The following is a 19,594-nucleotide window of genomic DNA, read 5'->3' on the forward strand; positions in this document are numbered from 1 at the left end:
CCTTCAGTCGACTCAATCGATCTTGGCGCCCGAGTCCTTGATGATCTTGGCCCACTTCACCGTCTCCCGCCGCGAGAGCTCGAGGAACTGCTCGGCCGTGCCGAAATCGGTCTCCGCGCCCAGCAGGCGGAAGCGCTCGCGCACCGCCGGGGTGGCCAGCGCGGTGCGGATCTCGGCATTGAGCTTCGCCACCACGTCCTTGGGCATGCGCGCCGGCCCGATGATCCCGCCCCAGGCCTCCACCTCGAAGCCCGGCACGCCCGCCTCGGCGATGGTGGGAACGTCTGGATAAGTGGACGAGCGCTGGCGCGACGAGATGCCCAGCGCCCTCACCTTGCCCGACTGCGCGAGCGGTCCCGAGACGGGCGTGTTGACCATCATGAGCTGCACGCCACCGCCGATGAGGTCGGTGACCGCCGCCGTCGCCGCCTTGTAGGGCACGTGCAGCATGTTCGTGCCGGTCATCGACTTGAAGAGCTCCACGCCCAGGTGCGCGGTGGTGCCGTTGCCATCGGACGCGAAGGCCAGCTTGCCCGGGTTCTTCTTCGCGTAGGCGATCAGCTCGGTGACGCTCTTCACCGGCAGGTCGTTGTTGACGATCATCAGGTTCGACAGGCGCAGCGTGTTGGCGACCAGCGTCAGGTCTTTCTCGACGTCGTACGGCACGTTGGGCAAGAGCGACCGGTTGGTGGCCAGCGAGACGATGTTGCCGTAGGCCAGCGTGTAGCCGTCGGGGGCGGCATGCACCAGGTCCATGGTGCCGATCGTGTAGGAGCCGCCGGGCTTGTTGTCGATGACGATGGGCACGCCCATCTGCTGCGACAGCTGCGCGCCGAGCGCACGCATCAGCGAATCGGGTGCGCCGCCCGGCGCCGAGGGCACGATCAGGCGGATCGCCTTGTCGGGATAGGCCGCGAGAGCCGGCAGCGAGACCACCGCCATCGCGGCGACGAAGAGAGCACACAGCAAGGCACGTGGACGCATGGCAGAGAACTCCGGCAGTGAAGGATCGGTGCGCCGATGATCAGTTCGCATGCCCCATTGGACAAGCCACGTTTTCTGGGATTAGCATGAGCTTTCCTCATGCACGGTGGCGGTGCGCCTAGGGTTATCACCAGAGGGCGCATGCACCAGACTTGTTCTTTTCTCATGAACCAGCACGTTCGCGCCCCTTCGACGATGTCCTTGATGTGCCTGGAGGCGAGCGCCCGGCTGCGCTCCTTCACCGCGGCCGCGCAGGAGCTGCGCCTCACGCAGGGCGCGGTGAGCCGGCAGGTGCAGACGCTGGAAGACCGGCTCGGCGTGAAGCTCTTCACGCGACGGCGCGAAGCCCTGGCGCTGACGGACGCGGGTCGCTACTACCTCGGCGAAGTCGCACCGCTGCTGCAGCGGCTGGAGCGCGCCACGGCCAATGTGATGGCGCTCAAGGGGCGCGGTGGAGAACTGTCGCTGTCGTGCGGCGCCTCGGTCGGCAGCTACTGGCTGATTCCGCGCCTGCCGGGGTTCACGCGCGACCACGGCGAGATCACGCTGAACCTGGGCACCCGCGTGGGGCCGGTGGATTTCGCGGCCACGCCGGTCGATGCGTCACTGGAATTCGGCGACGGCAAGCGCCCGGGCCTGCACAGCGAGTTCGTGCTGCCGCTGGACTTGTCGCCTTACGCGGCGCCCGCGTGGATCGCCGCGCACGGCAAGACGGTCGATGCGAACACGCCGCGCTCGGCGCTGATCCATCACCAGACGCTGCCCGGCGCCTGGGACGAGTGGTTCGCGCGCGAAGGCATCGTGGCCGAAGCCGGCCGCGAGGGGCCGCGCTACGACATCATGTCGATGGCCTTGAACGCCTCGCTGGCAGGCATGGGCGTGGCGCTGCTGCCGCCGTACATGAGCGACGAGTCGGTGGCCTCGGGGCGGCTGCGTCGGCTGTCGCGCCGCAAGTGGCGCTATGCCAAGGGCTATTACCTCGTGTACCCGGAAGAGTCGGCGCAGATGCAGTCGCTGCAGGTGTTCAGGCAATGGCTGATGGCGCAGGCGAACGACGCCTGACAACAGCGCACTAGAGCATCTGCACCGTCACCTGCGACATGCCCCGCAGATGGCGCGGGCCCAGCCGCGCATCGTTGGCGGAGATCAGGCACAGCGTGCCCAGGTGCGCCTCCAGTGGCCCCGCGTTCTTCTCGTACAGCACCAGCACCTTCTCGCCGATCGTGCTGTTGTAGAGCTCGTTCCAGCTGAAGACGGCTTCGTAGCCGTCGTCTCCGCGCACGCGGACGATGCAGCGCTTGAGCTCCGGGCGCGGCCTTTCCGGCAGCCCGCAGTGGTCGAGCACATCGATGAGCCGGGCTCCCGCGTAGCTGTCCACCTGCGCCACCGGCCGGCCCGAGAAGCACAGGACCTGGGTGGGCCCCAGCTCATGCCGGCCGAGCTTCACGAGGTCTTCGATGGTGAAAATGCGGGGCCGGGGAACGACGCCGAGGATCTTCAGCGGCTCGGTATCCGGGATGGCTGCGATGGTTCCAATGGCTTCGGCGTTCATGGTCGCTCCCGGTCTTGAACAAATGCAACGGCAAGCGTGACATCCATCTGCCGCGGTGGTTTCTCGAAAGGTGCGCCGGCGAGCGCGGCGCGCATCGCGCTCTCGTCGAGCACGGGGTATCCGCTGCTTTTCTGCACCGCGAGCGAGCCCGACAGGATGCTGCCGCTTTCGGTGAGAGTGAAGCGGATCGTCGGCGCGCCGACGTAGCCTGCTTCGCGCGCTTCGGTCGGATAGACCAACTTGCTCTGGATCGCGCGCTTCAGGCTCGCGAGGTACTTGCGCAAGGCATCGGCGTCGGTGTTGCGCGCGCGGACGGTTTGCTGCATGCGCTCTTCCTCGGCGCCGTTGGCCGGGGGTGTCGCGACGGCCACCTGTGCCGGGGGATCGGGCTGGATCGGCGCGGGCGCTTCGGCTATTGGCGCCACCTGCACCGGGCTTGGCGCGGTCTGGCGAGCCACCACGGGCCGCTCGCGCGTCTCTTTCCTGACCGCCGCGGGCTTTGGCGATGGTGTTTCAGGTGCTGCGCGCTGCTCCCGAGGCGGCTCGGCCGCGCTGGGTTCCGTGGGGCGCCCTGCCAGCTGCTGTTCGCTCTGGCGGTTGCTCACCATCCCCAACAGATCGACCCGCAGCTGCTCATGCTGGAGCGGCCGCGCGGCAGCCCAGTCGTTCATGAGCCACGGCAGCACCAGCACGGCATGCAGCAGCACCGAAATGCCGAGCCCGATCGCGAACACAAGGCGCAATCGCCGCTCGGGCAAGGCGCCGACGGCAGTCACTTCGTGCCCACCTCGGTCTGCACGGCCACCCTGGCGAAGCCCAGTTGCTTGAGCACATCGGCCACGTCGATGAAGCGCTGCAGCTGCACCGTTCGGTCGGCGCGCAGCAGGAAGGCGGTCTGCCTGTCCATCGTGGCGAGCCTTGTCTTCAGCACGTCGGCGTTCACGGTTTCCCCGCCGAAATGGATGGCGCCTGCCGCATCGATGACGATGGTCTGCGTCTGCGAGGTGTCGGACGGGCTTGCGCTCGCCTGCGGCAGGTTCACCGGAATGCGTCCGCTCGCGATGAAGCTCGAGGTCGTCAGCACGATGGTGAGCAGCACCAGCATGATGTCGACGAACGGGAGCATGTTCATGCTGTCAATCGGCTTTTCGGTCATGCGCGATCTCCCATTCGAGGATCAACACCTGCACCTTGCGCAGCAGCGTGTTGTAGAGCACCACGGACACGAGCGCGACTGCCAGCCCGACGGCGGTGGCCTTGAGCGCGAGCGCGAGGCCGACCATGATCTTGCCGGTGTCGATGGAGGCGTCCTGCCCCATGTTGTAGAAGGTCAGCATGATGCCGAACACGGTGCCCAGGAGGCCCAGGTACGGCGCGTTGCTCGCGACCGAGGCGATGACGAAGAGCTTGCGCGTGAGCGTCAGCTCGAGCGACTTGATGTCGCGGATGGCGTGCGTGTCGATGCGACCGTAGAGCCAGGCGCGTTCGATGCCGATGGCCACGACGACCACGCTCAGCACCACCAGGAGGCCGATGACGCTGTAGTCGATGGCGCCGGTGAGCCAGTTCGTGTTCATTGGGTTTTCCTCTCGGTTCTTCAGAAGATCACGCCGGCCTGCACCAGCACGCGGGTCCTGCCGTCGCGCGCGATCTCCTCCGGCCGCGATCCGATGGCACGCGCGACCTGCACGCGCCCGAACAGCGCCCCGTAGCGCGCCTGGTAGCCCACGCCCACGTCCGACAGGCGCACGCCATTGCGCGTGGCGGTGTAGGCGGCGTTCTGCAGCCAGGCGCGTCCGAGGTCGGTGAACACGCCCACCGAATGCGTGAGCCCTTCCGGCGCGGGCAGCGCATAGCGCAGCTCCGCATTGAGCAGGTAGCCGTTGTCGCCGCTCACCCATTCGCGGTAGGCCCTCACGCCGTTGGGGCCTGAGATGCTCATCTGCTCGCTGCCGTCGAGGTTCTTGTTGCGCAGCGCCTTCTGCATGCTCAAGGCGGCGCTTGCGGTCCAGCCCTTCGCCACTTCCATGTTCGCGGCGAGCCGCAGGTTCAGGTGCGCGAAGTCGCCCGCCGTGTTCGCGCCGGCCCTGTTGATTGCCTGCTGCGCGGGGCTGGCGATGTCCAGCTGGCCGTAGCTGAGCCCGGCGCTCACGCTCGTGTAGCCCGGCCTGCCCATCAGGTCGCCCCAGCGTTCATGCAGCACGCCGAAGGTGGCGACCTTGGCGGTCTTGTCGTCGACGCTGTCAGCCGCGCCGACCTCGTCGCGCAGCCGCCTGGATGCGAGGTTCAGACTCAGCGACAGGTTCTGCTCCCGGCTGCGGAGCACGGGGTAGCTCAGGGTGGCCTCCACGGTGCGCGCCCTGCCCTTGGCCTCGAGGTCGCTGTAGTCGCCGCCCAGGTGGTAGGTGGTGCGCGCGGCGGCAAGCTCCAGGCGCAGGCCGCTGGCGGTCAATGGAAAGCTGTAGGCCAGCCTGCCGTTGTCGAGGCCTCCGCCTTCCGTGCCCATCAGGGCGAGGCTCAGCTTGTCGGCGATGCCAAAGGGCGAGTTGATGTCCAGCCCTGCGCTCAAGCGATTCCTGCCGGTGTAGCGCGAGCCCGTGTTGTCGCCCAGCACATAGCCGGCCAGGCGCTTGCTTTCGCCCACCTCGACATCGAAGTCCGATGTGCCCTGTACCTCGCCCGGCGAGATGGTCAGGCGCGGCAAGGCGGCGCCGGGCATGTCGCCGACCAGCAGCATCGCGCGCTCCAGGCCGGCACGCGAGACCGCCTGGCCCGCCTGCAGCGTGGCGAACACATCGCTCACCGTGCCGTCGCGCACCAGCGAGCGGTTCTTGAGCGCGAGCTTTCCGTAGATGCCGATCAGCACCCGGATCGTCAGCGTGCCGCCGCTCGCATCCTGCCGCGGCACATAGGCGCGCGCCACGAGGTAGCCGCGGGTGCGGTACAGCGCGGTGATCCGGCCGGCGGCCTGCTCGATCTCGGCCATCGACAACGCGCGGCCGCGGTACGGATCGAGCACGGCCTGCAGCTCGGCGGGCGGAATCTCTTCGGCACCTTCGACCCTGAATTCGCGGACCGTCAGCGTTTCACCGGCGGGCAGGTTCATCGGCCGCTCGGGCTGCTCGACGATCACCGGCGCAGGCGGCTGGCTCGGGGCCGGCGGACGCGGAGGCTGCGCTTCCCTGAGCGCATCGCCGATGCCGTAGTTGGGCACCGGCTGAACCTGGGCATGGCTCGCGGCTGCGAATGTGCAGAGCACGGAGAAAACGGCAAGCGCTGGATGCACTCGGCGTGCAGACGAGGCGGGACGGACTGGGTTCATGTCGCAACGGAACGAAGAAAAGGAATGGAAGGCGGCGTCGGCGAAGGCGTCCCGCGTGGGGACATCGACCTCACCGCGGCGTCGATGGCTGCGCGGCGGGTGCGGCCTTGTTCTCTTCGTCTTCCAGCTCGAAGACCTTGCCGTCGATCTCGATGCGCTGGATGTTGGCGGAGAAGTTGCGCTTGTCGGCGAAGACGATGTTGTCTGCCAGCAATGCGGCCCGTTGCGTGAGGCCCGCCGTCAGCTGGGCGGCGGGGCGTTCCGTTTGGCGCTGGGCGTCCGCGGTTGCGGCTGCTGCGATGCGAGCGCCGGACTCCGCGCGCGCCTGCAGTGCAGCAGCCTCGGCGGCGGCTTGCGCTGCGGCGACGGCGGCGGCCTGGGCTTCGGCTGCGGCTGCGGCTTGGGCCGTTGCCTGTGCGGCCGCTCTTGCGGCAGCCTCTGCGGCTGCTTGTGCCGCCGCTGCTGCTGCCGCCGCCGCGCGGGCGGCCGCTTCCGCTGCGGCCTGGGCTGCGGCTTCGGCCGCAGCGTCGCGGTAGGTGCTGTTGGTGATCGTTCCTGTGCCTGTGTTGTTCCCGACCAGCTCCGCGGTGCCACTGCCGCCGGTGACCGTTCCTGTTGCGTGCGAGTTGTCGATATCGCCGCCCTGCATGCGACCCACCAGACCGCCGGTGAAGTCGAAGTCGGTGCTGCCCGTCACGTTGCCGCTGGACCGCGAGTTGAGGATCGTGCCGCGATCCATCTGCCCGACCAGGCCGCCGGCCGCATAGGAGCCGAACACGTTGCCTGTCGCATAGGAGTCCTTGATGGTGCCTCCATTTCCCCCGACCAGGCCGCCCGAGATCGATCCCGAGACATTGCCGGAGGCATGCGAACTGGAGATGGTGCCGCTGTTCGAGCCGACCAGGCCACCCACGCCGGCACTGACAGGCCCGCCATTCACATCGCCGGTCGCATAGGAGTTGGTGATGCTCCCATTGTTGCCACCGTTGTTGCCGACCAGGCCACCGGCGGAAAGGCCGACAACCGTGACGGTGCCGCTCGCATGCGATCCCGAAATGGTGCTGTCATTGTTCCAGCCGACCAGGCCGCCGAAGTTCTGGGATGTGGTTCTCGTGCCGCCGGTCACGTTGCCGGTGGCGTAGGAATCGACGATGCGGCCCCCTCCCGCGTTTTGCCCGGCCAGGCCGCCGACGTTGGAATCTCCACCCGTGACGTTGCCTGTGGCGTAGCTGCTGGTCACAACGGCGGTGGAGCCGTTGGAAATACCGACCAGGCCGCCGACAGAACTCGAGTTGTCCGATACCGTCACCTTGCCCGTGGCGTAGGAGTCGGCAATGGTGCCGTTGACGTTGCCGCCGACCAGTCCGCCGATGTTCTGATTGGTCTGGCCGGAGTTGGGATCACTCAAGGCCGTGACGTTGCCGGTCGCGCTCGAACGAAGAACCGTGTAGGTGGCACCGAAGTTCCTCCCCAGCAGCCCGCCGACAAATTGAAAGGCCCCTGCGTAGCGGGAGGTTCCCATCACCGTGGCAGTGGAATAAGAGTCCGAGATGATGCCGTCGCCAACGAAGAACTCGCCGGTCGGGATGTCGAACTTGCTCCCGTTGTAGCCCACCAGGCCGCCCACGTTGGTGAAGCCCTGCACCGTCCCCGTCACGTAGGCGTGGCTGATGCTGCCACCGATGTTCTCCCCGACCAGTCCACCGACCCGGCCGTAGCCGCTGACGTTGACATCGAGCAAGCCAATGTCGCGGATCACACTGCCGATCTGGGCCGTGCCGACCAGGCCAGTCGGCGTCTGCATGGCGTCGTTGTGTATCGGCTCCAGAATCGTCAGATTGCTGATCGTGTGCCCGAGCCCCGCCAGCGTGCCCGAAAGCGTGGACACCACCGTGTTGCCGTAGGTCTTGCCCGATGCATCGAGGTTGCCCGCGAGCGCATAGCGCCCGGCCGCGATGCCACTCGCGCCATCGATGGCCTCCAGGTCGCTCATGCTGTGGATCAGCGTGTAGGCCTGCCCGTTCATCGCCAGGCTCGCGTTGGTGCCGCTCAGCGCGACCGATGCGCCTTGCGCCGTGCCGATGCTGTAGTCGCCCCCGAAGTTCAGATTCAGCCCTGCGCCCAATCCAGTCGCAGTGATCGGCGCATTGATGAGGATGTTGTTGGTCGCAGTCAGCGTGAGCGCTGTATTGGCCGACCAGTTCACGGCCTGGTTGATGTGGATGTGCCCATCGGCACCGTGGCCGCTCGCCGATGCGATCACCACGTTGTTGTTGCCCAATTGCGCACCGAGCTGCGCCCCGCTGATGCTCGCGCTCGCGCCGACAGTGAAGCCGTCGGAAGCCAGCGTCCAGGTGCCGGTGCTGCCGCTCACGGCCTTTGCGGTGATGCTGGCGTCGTCTGACACCCTGACGCTGCGGCCCGAGGTCTCGACGGTTCCGCCGTCGCCGCTCACTGGCGCCGAGGCATCCAGCGTTCCGCCCACATTGGCCGTGCCGCCGTCCGCGCGCACGACGATGCTGCCTTTCAGGTCGTCCACCGTGCGTGCCTGCACGATGCCGGTGTTGTTCACCTGGCTGCCCAGCAGGTCATCAGCCGCCTTCGCGGTGAGGATCACCTTGCCGCCGTCGGCGTAGATAGCGCCCTTGTTCTCGACCAACGCATTCAGCGTGCCCTGGTCAATGCTGACGCTCACCAGCGAATCGCCGTTGAAGTTGAGGCTGATCTTCTCGCCGCTGTTCAGCGCCACGGTGCCCTTGGTGGCGACGATCACGCCCTGGTTCGACACCCCGGGGCCCAGCAGCGCGACGTAGCCGCCATTGCCTGCGGTGAGCGTGCCCATGTTGATGACCGAGCCTCGGCTGCCATTGGCATTGAAGACATAGCGCCCAGCGTTGAAGTCCGCGTCGCTGATGTCCAGCGCGCTGGCCACAAGGCCGGCCGTGTTCACGCTGCTGCCCTTGTTGAAGAGCACGCCATTCGAATTGATGAGAAAGACCTTGCCGTTGGCGTTCAGCACGCCGTCGATCACGCTGCGTTCGTTGCCGACGACGCGGTTGAGCGTGATCGCCGACGCGTTGGGCTGGACGAAGTTGACGGTCTCGCCAGCGCCGATGCCGAAGCCTTGCCAATTGATGGTCGCGCGCTGCGTGCTCTGGTCGATGCGAGTCACGCTGCCCGCTTGCCCGATGGTGGCTCCGCCGCTGGTCACCACGCCACCTTGCGGCGCCGCCATTCCCATCGACGAATAAAGCAGCGCGGAAATGGTTACGCATACTTTGGAATTCAATTGGGGATGACGACTTCTTGATTTCATCGAGGTCTTCTTCATTCGTTCACCTGTCTCGCTATATTTCTGAGAGTATAGCGACCGTGATTTTTTTCGCACTGTCTGGATGAATTTTGAATCGCACTACCCTGCAATTCAATGCCGATGCATTACCCGCATGCTATGCAATCTATATACAAACCTATATAGCGCGAAAGACTCACACCCAGTCATTCATCCAATTCATCGAGGAGATACCGTGAGAAAGCTTTCGATCAAGAAAATCAGCCTGAGCGTTTCGGCATCCGTGCTGATGCTCGGTTCGTCGGCCACTTGGGCGCAGTCGATCAACGTTGCCGTGGCGGCGAATTTCCAGGGAGCAATGGTTCAGCTCGTCAACGCCTTTGGGTTGTCGAGTTCGCCCTACGCGGGCAGCAGCTTCACCGTGACTTACGGCGCGACGGGCGATTTCCAGACGGCGATCAGTACCGCGCTGTCGGCGCCCGGCGGCACCACGCCCTATGACTTGTTCTTTGCAGCGGACGACACCACGCCCGCCGCCCTGCGTTCGAGCTACCCGAGCGTGGTGCAGGTGCCGTTCCGCTATGCCGAAGGCAAGCTGATCCTGTGGTCCAAGTTCGGACCGAACGTGGGCACCAGCGGCTCGGCCGGTTTCCCCAATCCCGCGAGCTACGCCTATGCGAACGGCCAGGTTGCGATCGCCAACACCGTGACCGCACCGTACGGCACCGCGGCCAAGCAGGTGCTGAGCCGGGTCAACGGCATCGCCTATCCAGGCGGCGCGTACGACGCCAAGTTCACCCAGTACGCCACCATCGGAACCACCTACACGGCGGTCAACGCGAGCACCAGTGCCACGACCTATCCCAACATGGGGTTCGTCGCCAAATCGCAGCTGTGCGATGGCACCACCGGCTCCATTCGCTCGCCGCTCACCGGCACGTACTTCGAATACACGCCCGCCACGGTGAACGGCAACCCGCCGCATGACCGCCTGCTGCAGGATGCGACGGCGATCCGCGGCCGGCCCGGCTCGACCAACGCCGCGGTCGATGCCTTCATCGCCTTCGTGGGCAGCACGACAGGCCGCACGATCATCCTGAACAACTGCTACATCCTCTAAGGCATGGCAGTTCAGGCGATGTCATAAACCACACCCTGAAGAACATCGGCGCGCCGGCTGGCCGGCCGCGCCGGGTGTGGAGATCAGTCGGTGCCGACCATCACGCTCGAAGCCTTGATCACCGCATAGGCCGAGCCGCCCTCGGTGAGGTTGAGCGATTGCGCGGAGCTGCTGGTGATGGTCGATACGACCTGCACGCCGGGTGCGATTTCCAGCGTGACCTCGGTCGTCACCGGGCCGCGGACGATGGAGATGACCTTGCCGGACAGGACATTGCGGGCGCTGATTTTCATGAAGAAGACTCCTGGAGGGTGAACGCTCGAGTCTATCGAGCGCGCTCATCCGTGCCGGGGGCAGATCGGGCTGCTGGAGGTGTCTGCCTCGCCCGCATCTTCGACCGGAGGATTCGAGAACGCCGCGGCAAACGACGCAATGCCGGCACTGCGCAGCGGCAGGTAGCGCACCTGCTGGCGCGTGCACAGGCGCTTGAGGTTGTCGACCGATTCATGGTCGATGCAGTCGACCGGGAAAACCACCACCTCCGCCCACGAGACTGCGGCCGCCAGCAGGCCGCTTCGGTCCTCGAGCGCGCCGCCATGCCGCCGAAATTCACCGCCGTGCCGCTGCACCAGGTCGCGGATCGCCGGTGCGGAACTGGGCCGGCCGCCGACGTAGAGAACGCGCCGCCCTTGCAACTGCTGGTCGAGCTGGGCGTTGGACACGCCCTCGCCCGCATGCATTTTCAGCTGCGTCTCGGCCGCGCCGAGTTCGCGGCCCAGCGCCACCGCGTGCGCGCGCAGGTGTTCGAGCTCCTCGGTGAGCCGGGCCACTTCGGTGGCCGCGAACGCAGAGGCTTGCTCGGCGCGTTCCCGCCGTTCGGTCTGCACCGCGATCAGGACCGCCGCCTTTTCGGTTTCCTCGAGGCGGGCGCGCGTTGAAACGTCGCCCGCCGTGGAGGCGGAAGCCATCGCGCGGGCCCTGGAGGCATCGATCAACTCCTGCTTCAGATGCAGGATGCTTTTGTCGCGCTCCTCGATCAGCTCCTGCGAGCGAAGCTGGTGGCGGTCCAGCCGGTCGCGCAACTCGAGGTTGTCGCGCTCCAGGGCCGCGAGGCGGCGGATATCGGCACGGTTTGCAGCGCCCACCAGGTGCGACAGCATGTGGATGTCCCCAAAGGCCCGGTTGCGCAATTCGGCCGTGGCCCTGCGGTGCATGAGCACCGCCCAGTACGAACCCGGAATCTCGCCCTGGTGCAGCGCTTCTTCCCAGTGCGCGGTGAGCGCCTGGACGTCATGCAGGGTCGACAGGCGCTGGATGGCGGCGGCATGCCGGTGGTCCAGCGCTTTCTGCAACGCCTTGGTGACGATGGGGTTCTGTGTGGCCATCCGCACCGCTTCATGGTGGATGTGCAGGTCGCTCGCGCCCTGCACGTCCGCGAAGCGTGCGATGAGCTTGCGCAGCTCGGCGGTGGTCAGGCAGGTGCCGATCACCGAGCAGTAGAAGTTCGTGTCCAGGTCCAGGAGACGGATACGGCCGTTCGGCGTTTCGTCGTCGCCTTCCGGTGGTTCGCAACAGCTCGCGGCGTGCTGCAGCGCGGGTCCGTCGAGTGTCGCAGGGGCCGTGTTGGCGGAGGCCAGGCGTCTGAAAGGCGGATTTTGCATGATCGCAATATACGACGTGACATAGCGTGTGCCAATCCCGCTCCATCAAGAGTGAATATTCATGTACATCAACTCGATGTCATCGATTCGCTATATTTTCTAGAATATCTCGAAACACCCCTCGGCATCACCCATGACAACACCTGAAGCCAGCCGCACAGAAGCGACCGGCGCGAAGTTCTCCCTGGCCGCGATGCAGCGCGCCCGCTCGCTCTCGCAACTGGCCGTCCGGCAGATCGCCTCGGGCATCCGCCCCGGCATGACGCATGCGCAGGCAACCAACCTCGCCATCGCCACGCTGCAGAAGCTGGAGATGGAGCGCAACTGGCACCCGGTCATCATCCGTTTCGGCGAGGACACGCTCAAGACCTTCAGGCAAACCTCCGACCCCGACCGCGTGCTCGGTGAGCAGGACATCTTCTTCGTCGACATCGGCCCCGTGTGGGAGGGCCACGAAGGCGATGCCGGCGACACCTTCGTCGTCGGCGACGACGCCCCGATGCAGGCCTGCGCCGAAGCCGCGCGTACGCTCTGGCACGAGGTCAGCGAGCGATGGCGCGCCGATGGCCTCAGCGGCCAGGCGCTCTATGCACACGCGGCGGAACGCGCAGAGGCCATGGGCTGGCGCCTCAACCTCGACATCAAGGGGCACCGGGTCTGCGACTTTCCGCATGCGATCTACCGGGCCGGGAACCTGGGCGATTTCGGGCTCTGCCCCGCCACCGGGCTCTGGGTGCTGGAGATCCAGATCGCCCATCCCACGCTGCCGTTCGGCGCGTTCTACGAAGACCTGCTCATCGCGGACGACGTGGGGCACGACGCCACGGAGCAGCTTTTTTCCTACGGCACGCTGCAGCTCCAGTCGGTGCAGCTCGCCACCTTCGGGCGCAAGCTCGACGGCCAGCTCGACCGACTGCCCGGCTATCGCCTCGACCAGCTGAAGATCGAAGATGCCGCCGTGGTCGCCACCAGCGGCAAGACGCATCACCCGATCGTCGCGGCCACCGGTCGTGCCGAAGACGGCGTGGAAGGTGCGGTTTTCGCCATCACGGCCGCCGAACTGGCCCAGGCCGATGTCTACGAGGTCAAGGACTACCGGCGTGAGCGCGTGACGCTCGCGTCCGGGATGCAGGCCTGGGCGTACGTCGATGCGCGTTCCTGATGAAAGACATCCTCTTTGTCTTCGACGCTGAAGACGCCTCGCGCGCTGCCGTGGTGCTGCGCCGCGCCGAGGCGTTGTTCAAGCTGAGAAGCATCGAGATTTCCGAAGCCGCCAACGCCGCATCGACCATCGCCGAACAGGAGATCGAAGCTGCGATGTGCGGGAGCGCGACAACGGTCTGGCTGCTCGGGCCCCGGCGTCGCGTGAGAGCAGCGCATGCCTTCGCGATGGCGCGCGGCATCGCCGAAGGCAAGCCCGCGATCGTGATCGACATCAGCAAAGTCAAGACCCTGAGGTCCGATTCGATAGCGCATCCGATTGCGGTTCCTCGAGGCACCACCTTCTACTTCTGGCTGAAGGACGACGGGTACGCCAACCTGGGCGGATGGGTGTCAAACGCGGGCATCCGTGCTGTAAGTGCGCAGGCATCCCGTCCTCTGCCACACGAGGCGGCTCGTTCACAGGCGCTGTACAGCGCGCTCTGAGCCCGGACCTGAGGCGAAAGAAACCGCGGAGCAAGGCTCTCGACGCGTCAGACCCGAGGACCGGGTTGCGCCCTCTCGCGCACCCGCTTTCCTGGAAACGTTGCAGACCTGCTGTACCAGGCGGCACGGCCACCCGTGATGGATTTGTCGTTTTTCCTGCGCGATGGTTGGTGGCCGGCCGAGCCTGACAACGGATGTGCCGGCCCATTCGTTCAGAACAGGCCAGGCGCTTTTGCAGCCTTGCTTCTTGAAACTAGAAGTAATACTATTGTTTCAAATCTATGAACTACGCACACATCAGAGCCAGGTACAACGTGCCCGCCAAACGAGGTGCACGGGTCGAGTTCAAGGGGAAATTGGGAACAGTGACCTCGTCCAGTTCGGCGGCCGTCCGGGTCCGGATGGACGGAATGTTGCGCTCCCAGCCGTTCGGGCCTGACGAGCTTCGCTGGCTGGACGTGGATGCCGCGCTGCCATTCCAGCAGGGCGGCGCCAGGCCATTGCCGGCCTGACGTCGCTCACAGCGCGCGGAACATGGTCGCGATTCTTGCCAGCACACCGGCACTGGGCCAGCACCACGCCGCAGTCGATATCGCCGCAATCGCGACATAGACCGCCTGTTCCGCGGCCCCCAACGCCGGCGCGAGGCGGATGCGCACCAAGGGCTCCTGCGCGGAGCCTTCCGGCAGCGCCAGGCGGGTACCCAGATCGGCTGCGGAAAACCGGGGCAAGCTCCCGAGACGGGACCCGATCAGCGTCAGCAGCAGCATCGGCCACCAGAGCAGTGCGATCGACAGCAACGCGGCCGAGGACAGCGCCTTTCCCTGCGCGGATCTTTCATTCCACGGCCGATAGTTCGTCATCTGCGTCCACAGGTTGTCGCCGAACTCCCGCAGCAGGGGCCTTCTGGCGCCTTCCAGGCATTCCACCTCCGGCAACGCGCACCAGTCCCCCGCCATGTACCGGCACAGAAACTCGTAGTGCGCGAGGCAATCGGCGGGGCTGTTGTTGGCATTGCTGACGACGATCGTCTTCCCGGCGTCGGCTTGCGCGGGAGCAGCCAGGCGAAGATGACAGAACTGTGCACCGCCCGACATAGCGACTTCCACCTGCGGAACCAGCTGCGACCAATCGGTCTCGATCCGAGCCCTGCCCCTGAGTTGAACGACTTTGCCAGTCACCCGGTTGAAGAGCGTGGGAAATGCATAAGGCGCGGCAACCGCCTGCACCAGTGCGGCAACGGCAATCAGCGCGAACACGAAGACCGATACCGACATGATGAGCACGAAGGCCGTATCGGCGGTGCCTTGCCGCCATGCCTCGGCGAGCATCCGGCAGAACCACGCCGCGATCCCCAGCATCATCAGCCCCAGAAAAAGAAGAATGCCCTTGAGCGCCGAAGACATGTTGCCTTGCGGCAGCGTCTGCAGCCGTGCCGCATCCATCGACAGGACGAGCCCGTCGCCGGAGGGATCCGGTTGCGATCCTTGGCGTTCTCCTGCATCCGGAGACTGCGGCATTGGCGGCCCTTTCATTGGCGATCACGCGTCGCCCGACCTCTGGGGCGACGGTGAAGCTAGCCTCTTTTCCGCAAGGCACACAGTGACTAAAGTCATTCCTCCGTGCTTGCGATGTCAGCTCGCGAGTTCTTCCACGCGAAGCGTCGTCACAGCGCCATTCACAGCCGGGTGAGCCTGCAGCGCATGCACGGCTAGGTCGATCACGCTTTGCGTCGCCGGCCCCGTCAGCACCAGCACCTGCGGCCCCGTCTCCGGCCGCTCCACCGCCAGCACCACCTGCTGCACCGGCACCTGTTGCCCCGCCAGCAAGGCCGCAACCGCTTCGATCCGACCCGCCGCATGCACAGGCACCCGCAGGTAGTGCGAGGTGCGCACTGCAGCACGCGGCAACGCCGGCAGTTCGCTCATGGCATGCGCATGAAAGCCCAGGTGCGGCACGCGCTGCGCGGCATGGGTGCCATCGAGCCGGGCCACATCGACCAAGTCGGCAATCACGGCCGACGCCGTCTGCTCCGAGCCGGCACCCGCGCCGTAGTACATCGTCACGCCCGACGCATCGCCCTTGACCATGACCGCATTCATCGATCCGTTCACATGCGCCATCAGGTGCGCCGCGGGCACGAGTGCGGGCTGCACGCGCAACTCGACGCCCTCTTCCCGGCGGCGCGCGATGCCCAGGAGCTTGATGCGATAGCCCAGCTGTTCGGCGCAGGCCACGTCCACACCTTGCAGCGCGGTGATGCCCTCCACCTGCACATCAGCAAAGCGCACCGGCGCGCCGAACGCATTGGCGGCGAGCAGGGTCAGCTTGTGCGCGGCGTCGATGCCCTCGATGTCGAAGGCCGGATCGGCCTCGGCATAGCCCAGGGCCTGCGCCTCTGCGAGCGCGGCGGCAAAGTCCAGGCCCTCGTCGCGCATCTTGCTCAGGATGAAATTGGTGGTGCCGTTGATGATGCCCGCCACCCATTCGATGCGATTGGCCGTCAGCCCTTCGCGCAGCGCCTTGATGATGGGGATGCTGACCGCCACCGCGCCTTCGTAGGCCACCGCCACGCCGTGCTGCCGGGCGGCAGCGAAGATCTCGGCGCCGTGCTCCGCCAGCAGCGCCTTGTTGGCCGTGACCACATGCTTGCCATGCGCGATGGCGGCCAGCACCCAGTCGCGTGCCGGGCCGGTGCCGCCGGCCACTTCGACCAGCACGTCGATGTCGGGGTGCGTGGCGACCTGCATCGGGTCATCGGTCAGCGGGATGCCATCGCCCACGATGCCGGCGGCCCGCGGCAGGTTGCGCGCGGCCACCATCACCACCTCGATGCCCCGCCCTGCCCGGCCGGCAATCTCGGCCTGGTTGCGGGCCAGCACACGAAAGGTGCCCGAGCCCACGGTGCCGATGCCGATCATGCCCACGCGCAGTGGGCGCATGGCCACGGGAACACCGTGAAGGGGCTGGAGGGACTGGACTGGATCGCGGTACATGGGACTTCTCCGGACGACAAACAAACAAAAAACCCAGCTGCCAGAGCTGGGTTTCATTCGTTCGGGGAGAAGAGCGATTCACCAGGTGGCTGCCGGAACGGCCACCTGCGCGTGCTCAGGTGGCCGCGGTGGTAATGGAGGTAATCATTCGTGCACCCATTGCCTGCGGGAGTGCAGGCGGCATCATCCGGCCCATGCGGGCGGCGGCGGATGCGGTGTGGAGTGGGAGGCACGACATGGAGGCCGGAGTGTACAGGAGCCGTACGGGCACTGGCGACAGGCCCCGCCTATAGGTGCAAACTTGGCGCATGGACAAGCACTTCCTGACCCCGCTCTTCGCACCCGCCTCCGCCGTGGCCTTCGTCGGCAACGCCAGCGACTCCGGCGGCCAGACCGCATCGGGCCGCGTACTGCGCGAAGCCTTCCGCGCCGACCGCTTCGACGGCACGCTGCGCTTTCTGGACGTGCGCACAAAGGGTACGCTCGAGGAACTTTCTCAGACGCATGCCGACCTCGCCCTCATCGCGCTCGCGCCGCAGGACGTGGCGGCTGCCCTGGAGATCGCCGGGCGCATCGGCTGCAAGGCAGCGGTGGTCATCTCCAACGGCATCGCGTCGGAGCAAGCGGCTCAGTGGCGCAAGATCGCGCGCCGCGAAGGCGTGCACCTGCTCGGGCCGAATTCGCTGGGCTTCCAGCGGCCGCTGCTGCATCTGAACGCCAGCGTCGCGGGGCCGCTGGCCAAGGCCGGGCCGCTCGCGCTGGTGTCGCAATCGGGCGCGCTCACCGCCTCGATGCTCGATTGGGCGCGGCAGAACGGCGTGGGGTTTTCCAGCGTGGTGTCGTTGGGCCCGCACACCTCGGTGGACATCCCCCAGGTGCTCGACTTCCTCGCCAACGACCAGGCCACGCACAGCATCATCGTGTACCTCGAAGGCATCTCGGACGCGCGCCGCTTCATGAGCGCCCTGCGTTCGGCCTCGCATGCCAAGCCGGTGGTGGTGCTCAAGGCCGGACGCAAGCCTGCCGGCAACGCGGCGGCGCAGACGCACAGCGCGGCCATCGTGGGCAGCGACGACGTGTTCGATGCCGCGCTGCGCCGCGCGGGCGCCGTGCGGGTGCGCTCCTTTGTCGAGCTGTTCTCCGCCGCCAAGTGCCTGGCCTCCCGCTACCGCCCCGTAGGCAAGCGGCTCGCCGTGGTCACCAACGGCGGCGGCCCCGGTGTGCTGGCGGCCGACTGGATCAACGAGATCGGCCTGGACCTCGGCAAGCTCTCCGCACCCGCGCAGAAGCTGCTGCAGCCCACGCTGCCGCCGCTCGCAACGCTCACGGACCTGATCGACCTTTCCGAAGACGCCACGCCCGCGCACTACCGCGCCGCCATCGACACCGCCTCGGCCGACAGCCAGGTCGATGGCGTGCTGGCTATCTTTTCCCCCAAGGCCGGCGTCGATGCCGCGGCCACCGCCCGCGCCCTCGCCGACATCCCCCGTCCGATGAACAAGCCGCTGCTGGCCTGCTGGATGGGCGACTCGTCCGTCGGCAATGCGCGCGCCGTGCTCGCCGAGGCCACCATTCCGAGCTTCCGCACGCCGGAGGCAGCCGTGGGCGCGTTCGGCAACATCGCGGCCTTCTATCAGAACCAGCAGTTGCTGCAGCAGACGCCGCCGCCCCTCTCAGCCCTGGCCAAGCCCGACATCGAAGGCGCCCGCCTCATCATCGAAAGCGTGCTGGCCGAGCGCCGCAAGGTGCTCACGGAAATGGAGTCGAAGTCGCTCCTGTCGTGCTTCCACATCCCGATCACCCGCACGCTGCTCGCGCGCAGCGCCAACGAAGCCATGATGATCGCCACGCAGCTGGGCTTTCCGGTGGCGCTGAAGATCGACTCGCCCGACATCAGCCACAAGTCCGATGTGGAAGGCGTGGCGCTCAACGTGCTCAACGGCACCAGCGCGCGCGACACCTATGTCGAGATGATGGAGCGCGTCGCCCGCCTCGCGCCCGAGGCGCGCATCAACGGCGTGACCGTGCAGAAGATGGTGAAGGCGCGGCGCGGCCGCGAGATCTATGTCGGCCTCGTGACCGACGAGCCCTTCGGCCCGGTCATCGTCTTCGGCGCGGGCGGCACCATGATCGAGCTCATGAACGACCGCGCGATGGAGCTGCCGCCGCTCAACCAGTTCCTCGCGCACCGCCTCATCGAGCGCTCGCGCGTGGCCGAGACGCTGGGCGAATGGCGCGGCGCGAACCCGGTGAACATGGAGGCGCTCGAAGACGTGCTGCTGCGCGTCTCGGAAATGGTGTGCGAGCTGCCCGAGCTGCGCGAGATGGACATCAACCCCATCATCGTGGACGAGCATGGCGCGGTGTCGGTCGATGCGCGCATCGTGGTCGACAGCAGCCCGCAGGCAGTGGCGGGCCACGTGGGCAGCGGCTACCAGCACCTGGCCATCATGCCGTACCCCGCGCGCTACCGGCGCGAATGGCCGCTGCCCGGAACGGGCGGCGACATCTATACCGTGCGGCCGGTGCATCCGAACGACGCGCAGATGCTGCAGGCGCTGGTGCAGGGCCTCTCGCCCGAGAGCCGGTGGTTCCGCTTCGTCTCGCGCTTCCACGAGCTGCCGCCCTCGATGCTCTCGCGCTTCACGCTCATCGACTACGACCGCGAGATGGCGCTGGTGGCCGTGGTGATGGAGCGCAGCAACGCGCCCGACGGCACCATCCTCGACAGCGAGCGCATCGTGGGCGTGTCGCGCTATGTCACCAACCCCGACCAGACCAGCTGCGAGTTCTCGCTGGTGGTGGCCGACGAGTTCAGCGGCAAGGGCATCGGCTCGCGGCTGCTCGAAAGCATCATCGACGTGGCGCGCGACCGGGGCCTGGCGGAAGTCGACGGGCTCGTGCTCGCGAACAACCCCGACATGCTGAAGCTGGTGCGCCGGCTGGGCTTCAGCGTGAAGTCGTTCCCCGAAGATCCGGATTTCAAGCTGGTGACCTACCAGCTGTAGGCCACCAGCGAA

General features: G+C 66.6%; 16 protein-coding genes. 5 read left to right on the forward strand and 11 right to left on the reverse strand.

Translation table 11 applies throughout. The features are described from left to right. Positions 1 to 12: 12 nt before the first annotated feature. Positions 13 to 984 carry a tripartite tricarboxylate transporter substrate binding protein gene (locus tag GNX71_RS16825; protein WP_206173372.1) on the reverse strand — a complete coding sequence of 324 codons (972 nt, stop codon included), beginning with the start codon at positions 982 to 984 and terminating at the stop codon, positions 13 to 15. 165 nt (positions 985 to 1,149) lie between these two features. Here GNX71_RS16825 and GNX71_RS16830 point away from each other — a divergent pair, with 165 nt between their 5' ends. After that, the gene (locus GNX71_RS16830; RefSeq protein WP_241026960.1) at positions 1,150 to 2,046 is read left to right on the forward strand and encodes a LysR substrate-binding domain-containing protein; all 897 of its coding nucleotides are present in this window, start codon (positions 1,150 to 1,152) and stop codon (positions 2,044 to 2,046) included. A 10-nt stretch (positions 2,047 to 2,056) separates the two neighbouring features. Here GNX71_RS16830 and GNX71_RS16835 read toward each other — a convergent pair whose 3' ends face one another. The 6 genes from GNX71_RS16835 to GNX71_RS16860 all read right to left on the reverse strand — a co-directional run bounded on the left by GNX71_RS16835 (position 2,057) and on the right by GNX71_RS16860 (position 9,147). Next, on the reverse strand, positions 2,057 to 2,536 hold the full coding sequence (locus GNX71_RS16835; protein ID WP_206173373.1) for a hypothetical protein: 480 nt from the start codon (positions 2,534 to 2,536) through the stop codon (positions 2,057 to 2,059). Beyond that, positions 2,533 to 3,312: an energy transducer TonB gene (locus tag GNX71_RS16840; protein WP_206173374.1), complete on the reverse strand. Its 780-nt coding sequence runs from the start codon at positions 3,310 to 3,312 to the stop codon at positions 2,533 to 2,535. The genes GNX71_RS16835 and GNX71_RS16840 overlap by 4 nt, the downstream gene beginning before the upstream one ends. After that, complete coding sequence (locus GNX71_RS16845; protein WP_206173375.1) at positions 3,309 to 3,668, reverse strand: biopolymer transporter ExbD; 360 nt, start codon at positions 3,666 to 3,668, stop codon at positions 3,309 to 3,311. Before GNX71_RS16845 ends, GNX71_RS16840 begins: the two co-directional genes overlap by 4 nt. A 4-nt stretch (positions 3,669 to 3,672) precedes the next feature. Then, positions 3,673 to 4,113: a TonB-system energizer ExbB gene (gene exbB, locus GNX71_RS16850; protein ID WP_206173376.1), complete on the reverse strand. Its 441-nt coding sequence runs from the start codon at positions 4,111 to 4,113 to the stop codon at positions 3,673 to 3,675. A gap of 20 nt (positions 4,114 to 4,133) precedes the next feature. Continuing rightward, a complete protein-coding gene (locus tag GNX71_RS16855; protein ID WP_206173377.1) occupies positions 4,134 to 5,795 on the reverse strand; it encodes a ShlB/FhaC/HecB family hemolysin secretion/activation protein in 1,662 nt (553 codons plus the stop codon). A 133-nt stretch (positions 5,796 to 5,928) separates the two neighbouring features. Then, positions 5,929 to 9,147, reverse strand: coding sequence for a GLUG motif-containing protein (locus GNX71_RS16860; RefSeq protein ID WP_206173378.1), 3,219 nt, complete (start codon positions 9,145 to 9,147; stop codon positions 5,929 to 5,931). Between the two features lie 238 nt (positions 9,148 to 9,385). On the opposite strand from GNX71_RS16860, the gene GNX71_RS16865 reads away from it, so the two are divergent. After that, positions 9,386 to 10,270, forward strand: a complete 885-nt coding sequence (locus tag GNX71_RS16865) for a substrate-binding domain-containing protein (protein ID WP_206173379.1) — start codon at positions 9,386 to 9,388, stop codon at positions 10,268 to 10,270. An 83-nt stretch (positions 10,271 to 10,353) separates the two neighbouring features. Here the strand turns inward: GNX71_RS16865 and GNX71_RS16870 are convergent, their stop codons facing one another. Then, entirely contained in the window at positions 10,354 to 10,563 is a 210-nt protein-coding gene (locus GNX71_RS16870) for a molybdopterin-binding protein (RefSeq protein WP_093432578.1), read from the reverse strand. Between the two features lie 45 nt (positions 10,564 to 10,608). After that, entirely contained in the window at positions 10,609 to 11,931 is a 1,323-nt protein-coding gene (locus GNX71_RS16875; RefSeq protein WP_206173380.1) for a DUF2325 domain-containing protein, read from the reverse strand. A 133-nt stretch (positions 11,932 to 12,064) separates the two neighbouring features. Between GNX71_RS16875 and GNX71_RS33775 the strand changes: the two genes are divergently transcribed. Together GNX71_RS33775 and GNX71_RS16890 are read left to right on the forward strand one after the other, a co-directional pair. Continuing rightward, a complete protein-coding gene (locus tag GNX71_RS33775) occupies positions 12,065 to 13,093 on the forward strand; it encodes a M24 family metallopeptidase (RefSeq protein WP_346776851.1) in 1,029 nt (342 codons plus the stop codon). Next, positions 13,093 to 13,578: a hypothetical protein gene (locus tag GNX71_RS16890; protein WP_206173381.1), complete on the forward strand. Its 486-nt coding sequence runs from the start codon at positions 13,093 to 13,095 to the stop codon at positions 13,576 to 13,578. The genes GNX71_RS33775 and GNX71_RS16890 overlap by 1 nt, the downstream gene beginning before the upstream one ends. 518 nt (positions 13,579 to 14,096) lie before the next feature. Here GNX71_RS16890 and GNX71_RS16900 read toward each other — a convergent pair. Both GNX71_RS16900 and GNX71_RS16905 read right to left on the reverse strand, forming a co-directional pair. Beyond that, positions 14,097 to 15,098 carry a hypothetical protein gene (locus tag GNX71_RS16900; protein ID WP_206173383.1) on the reverse strand — a complete coding sequence of 334 codons (1,002 nt, stop codon included), beginning with the start codon at positions 15,096 to 15,098 and terminating at the stop codon, positions 14,097 to 14,099. A 114-nt stretch (positions 15,099 to 15,212) separates the two neighbouring features. Beyond that, positions 15,213 to 16,574, reverse strand: coding sequence for a homoserine dehydrogenase (locus tag GNX71_RS16905; RefSeq protein ID WP_206173384.1), 1,362 nt, complete (start codon positions 16,572 to 16,574; stop codon positions 15,213 to 15,215). A gap of 308 nt (positions 16,575 to 16,882) precedes the next feature. Between GNX71_RS16905 and GNX71_RS16910 the strand changes: the two genes are divergently transcribed. Further along, on the forward strand, positions 16,883 to 19,582 hold the full coding sequence (locus tag GNX71_RS16910) for a bifunctional acetate--CoA ligase family protein/GNAT family N-acetyltransferase (RefSeq protein WP_206173385.1): 2,700 nt from the start codon (positions 16,883 to 16,885) through the stop codon (positions 19,580 to 19,582). Positions 19,583 to 19,594: the final 12 nt, after the last annotated feature.

It is taken from the genome of Variovorax sp. RKNM96 (assembly GCF_017161115.1).
GTDB lineage: Bacteria > Pseudomonadota > Gammaproteobacteria > Burkholderiales > Burkholderiaceae_C > Variovorax.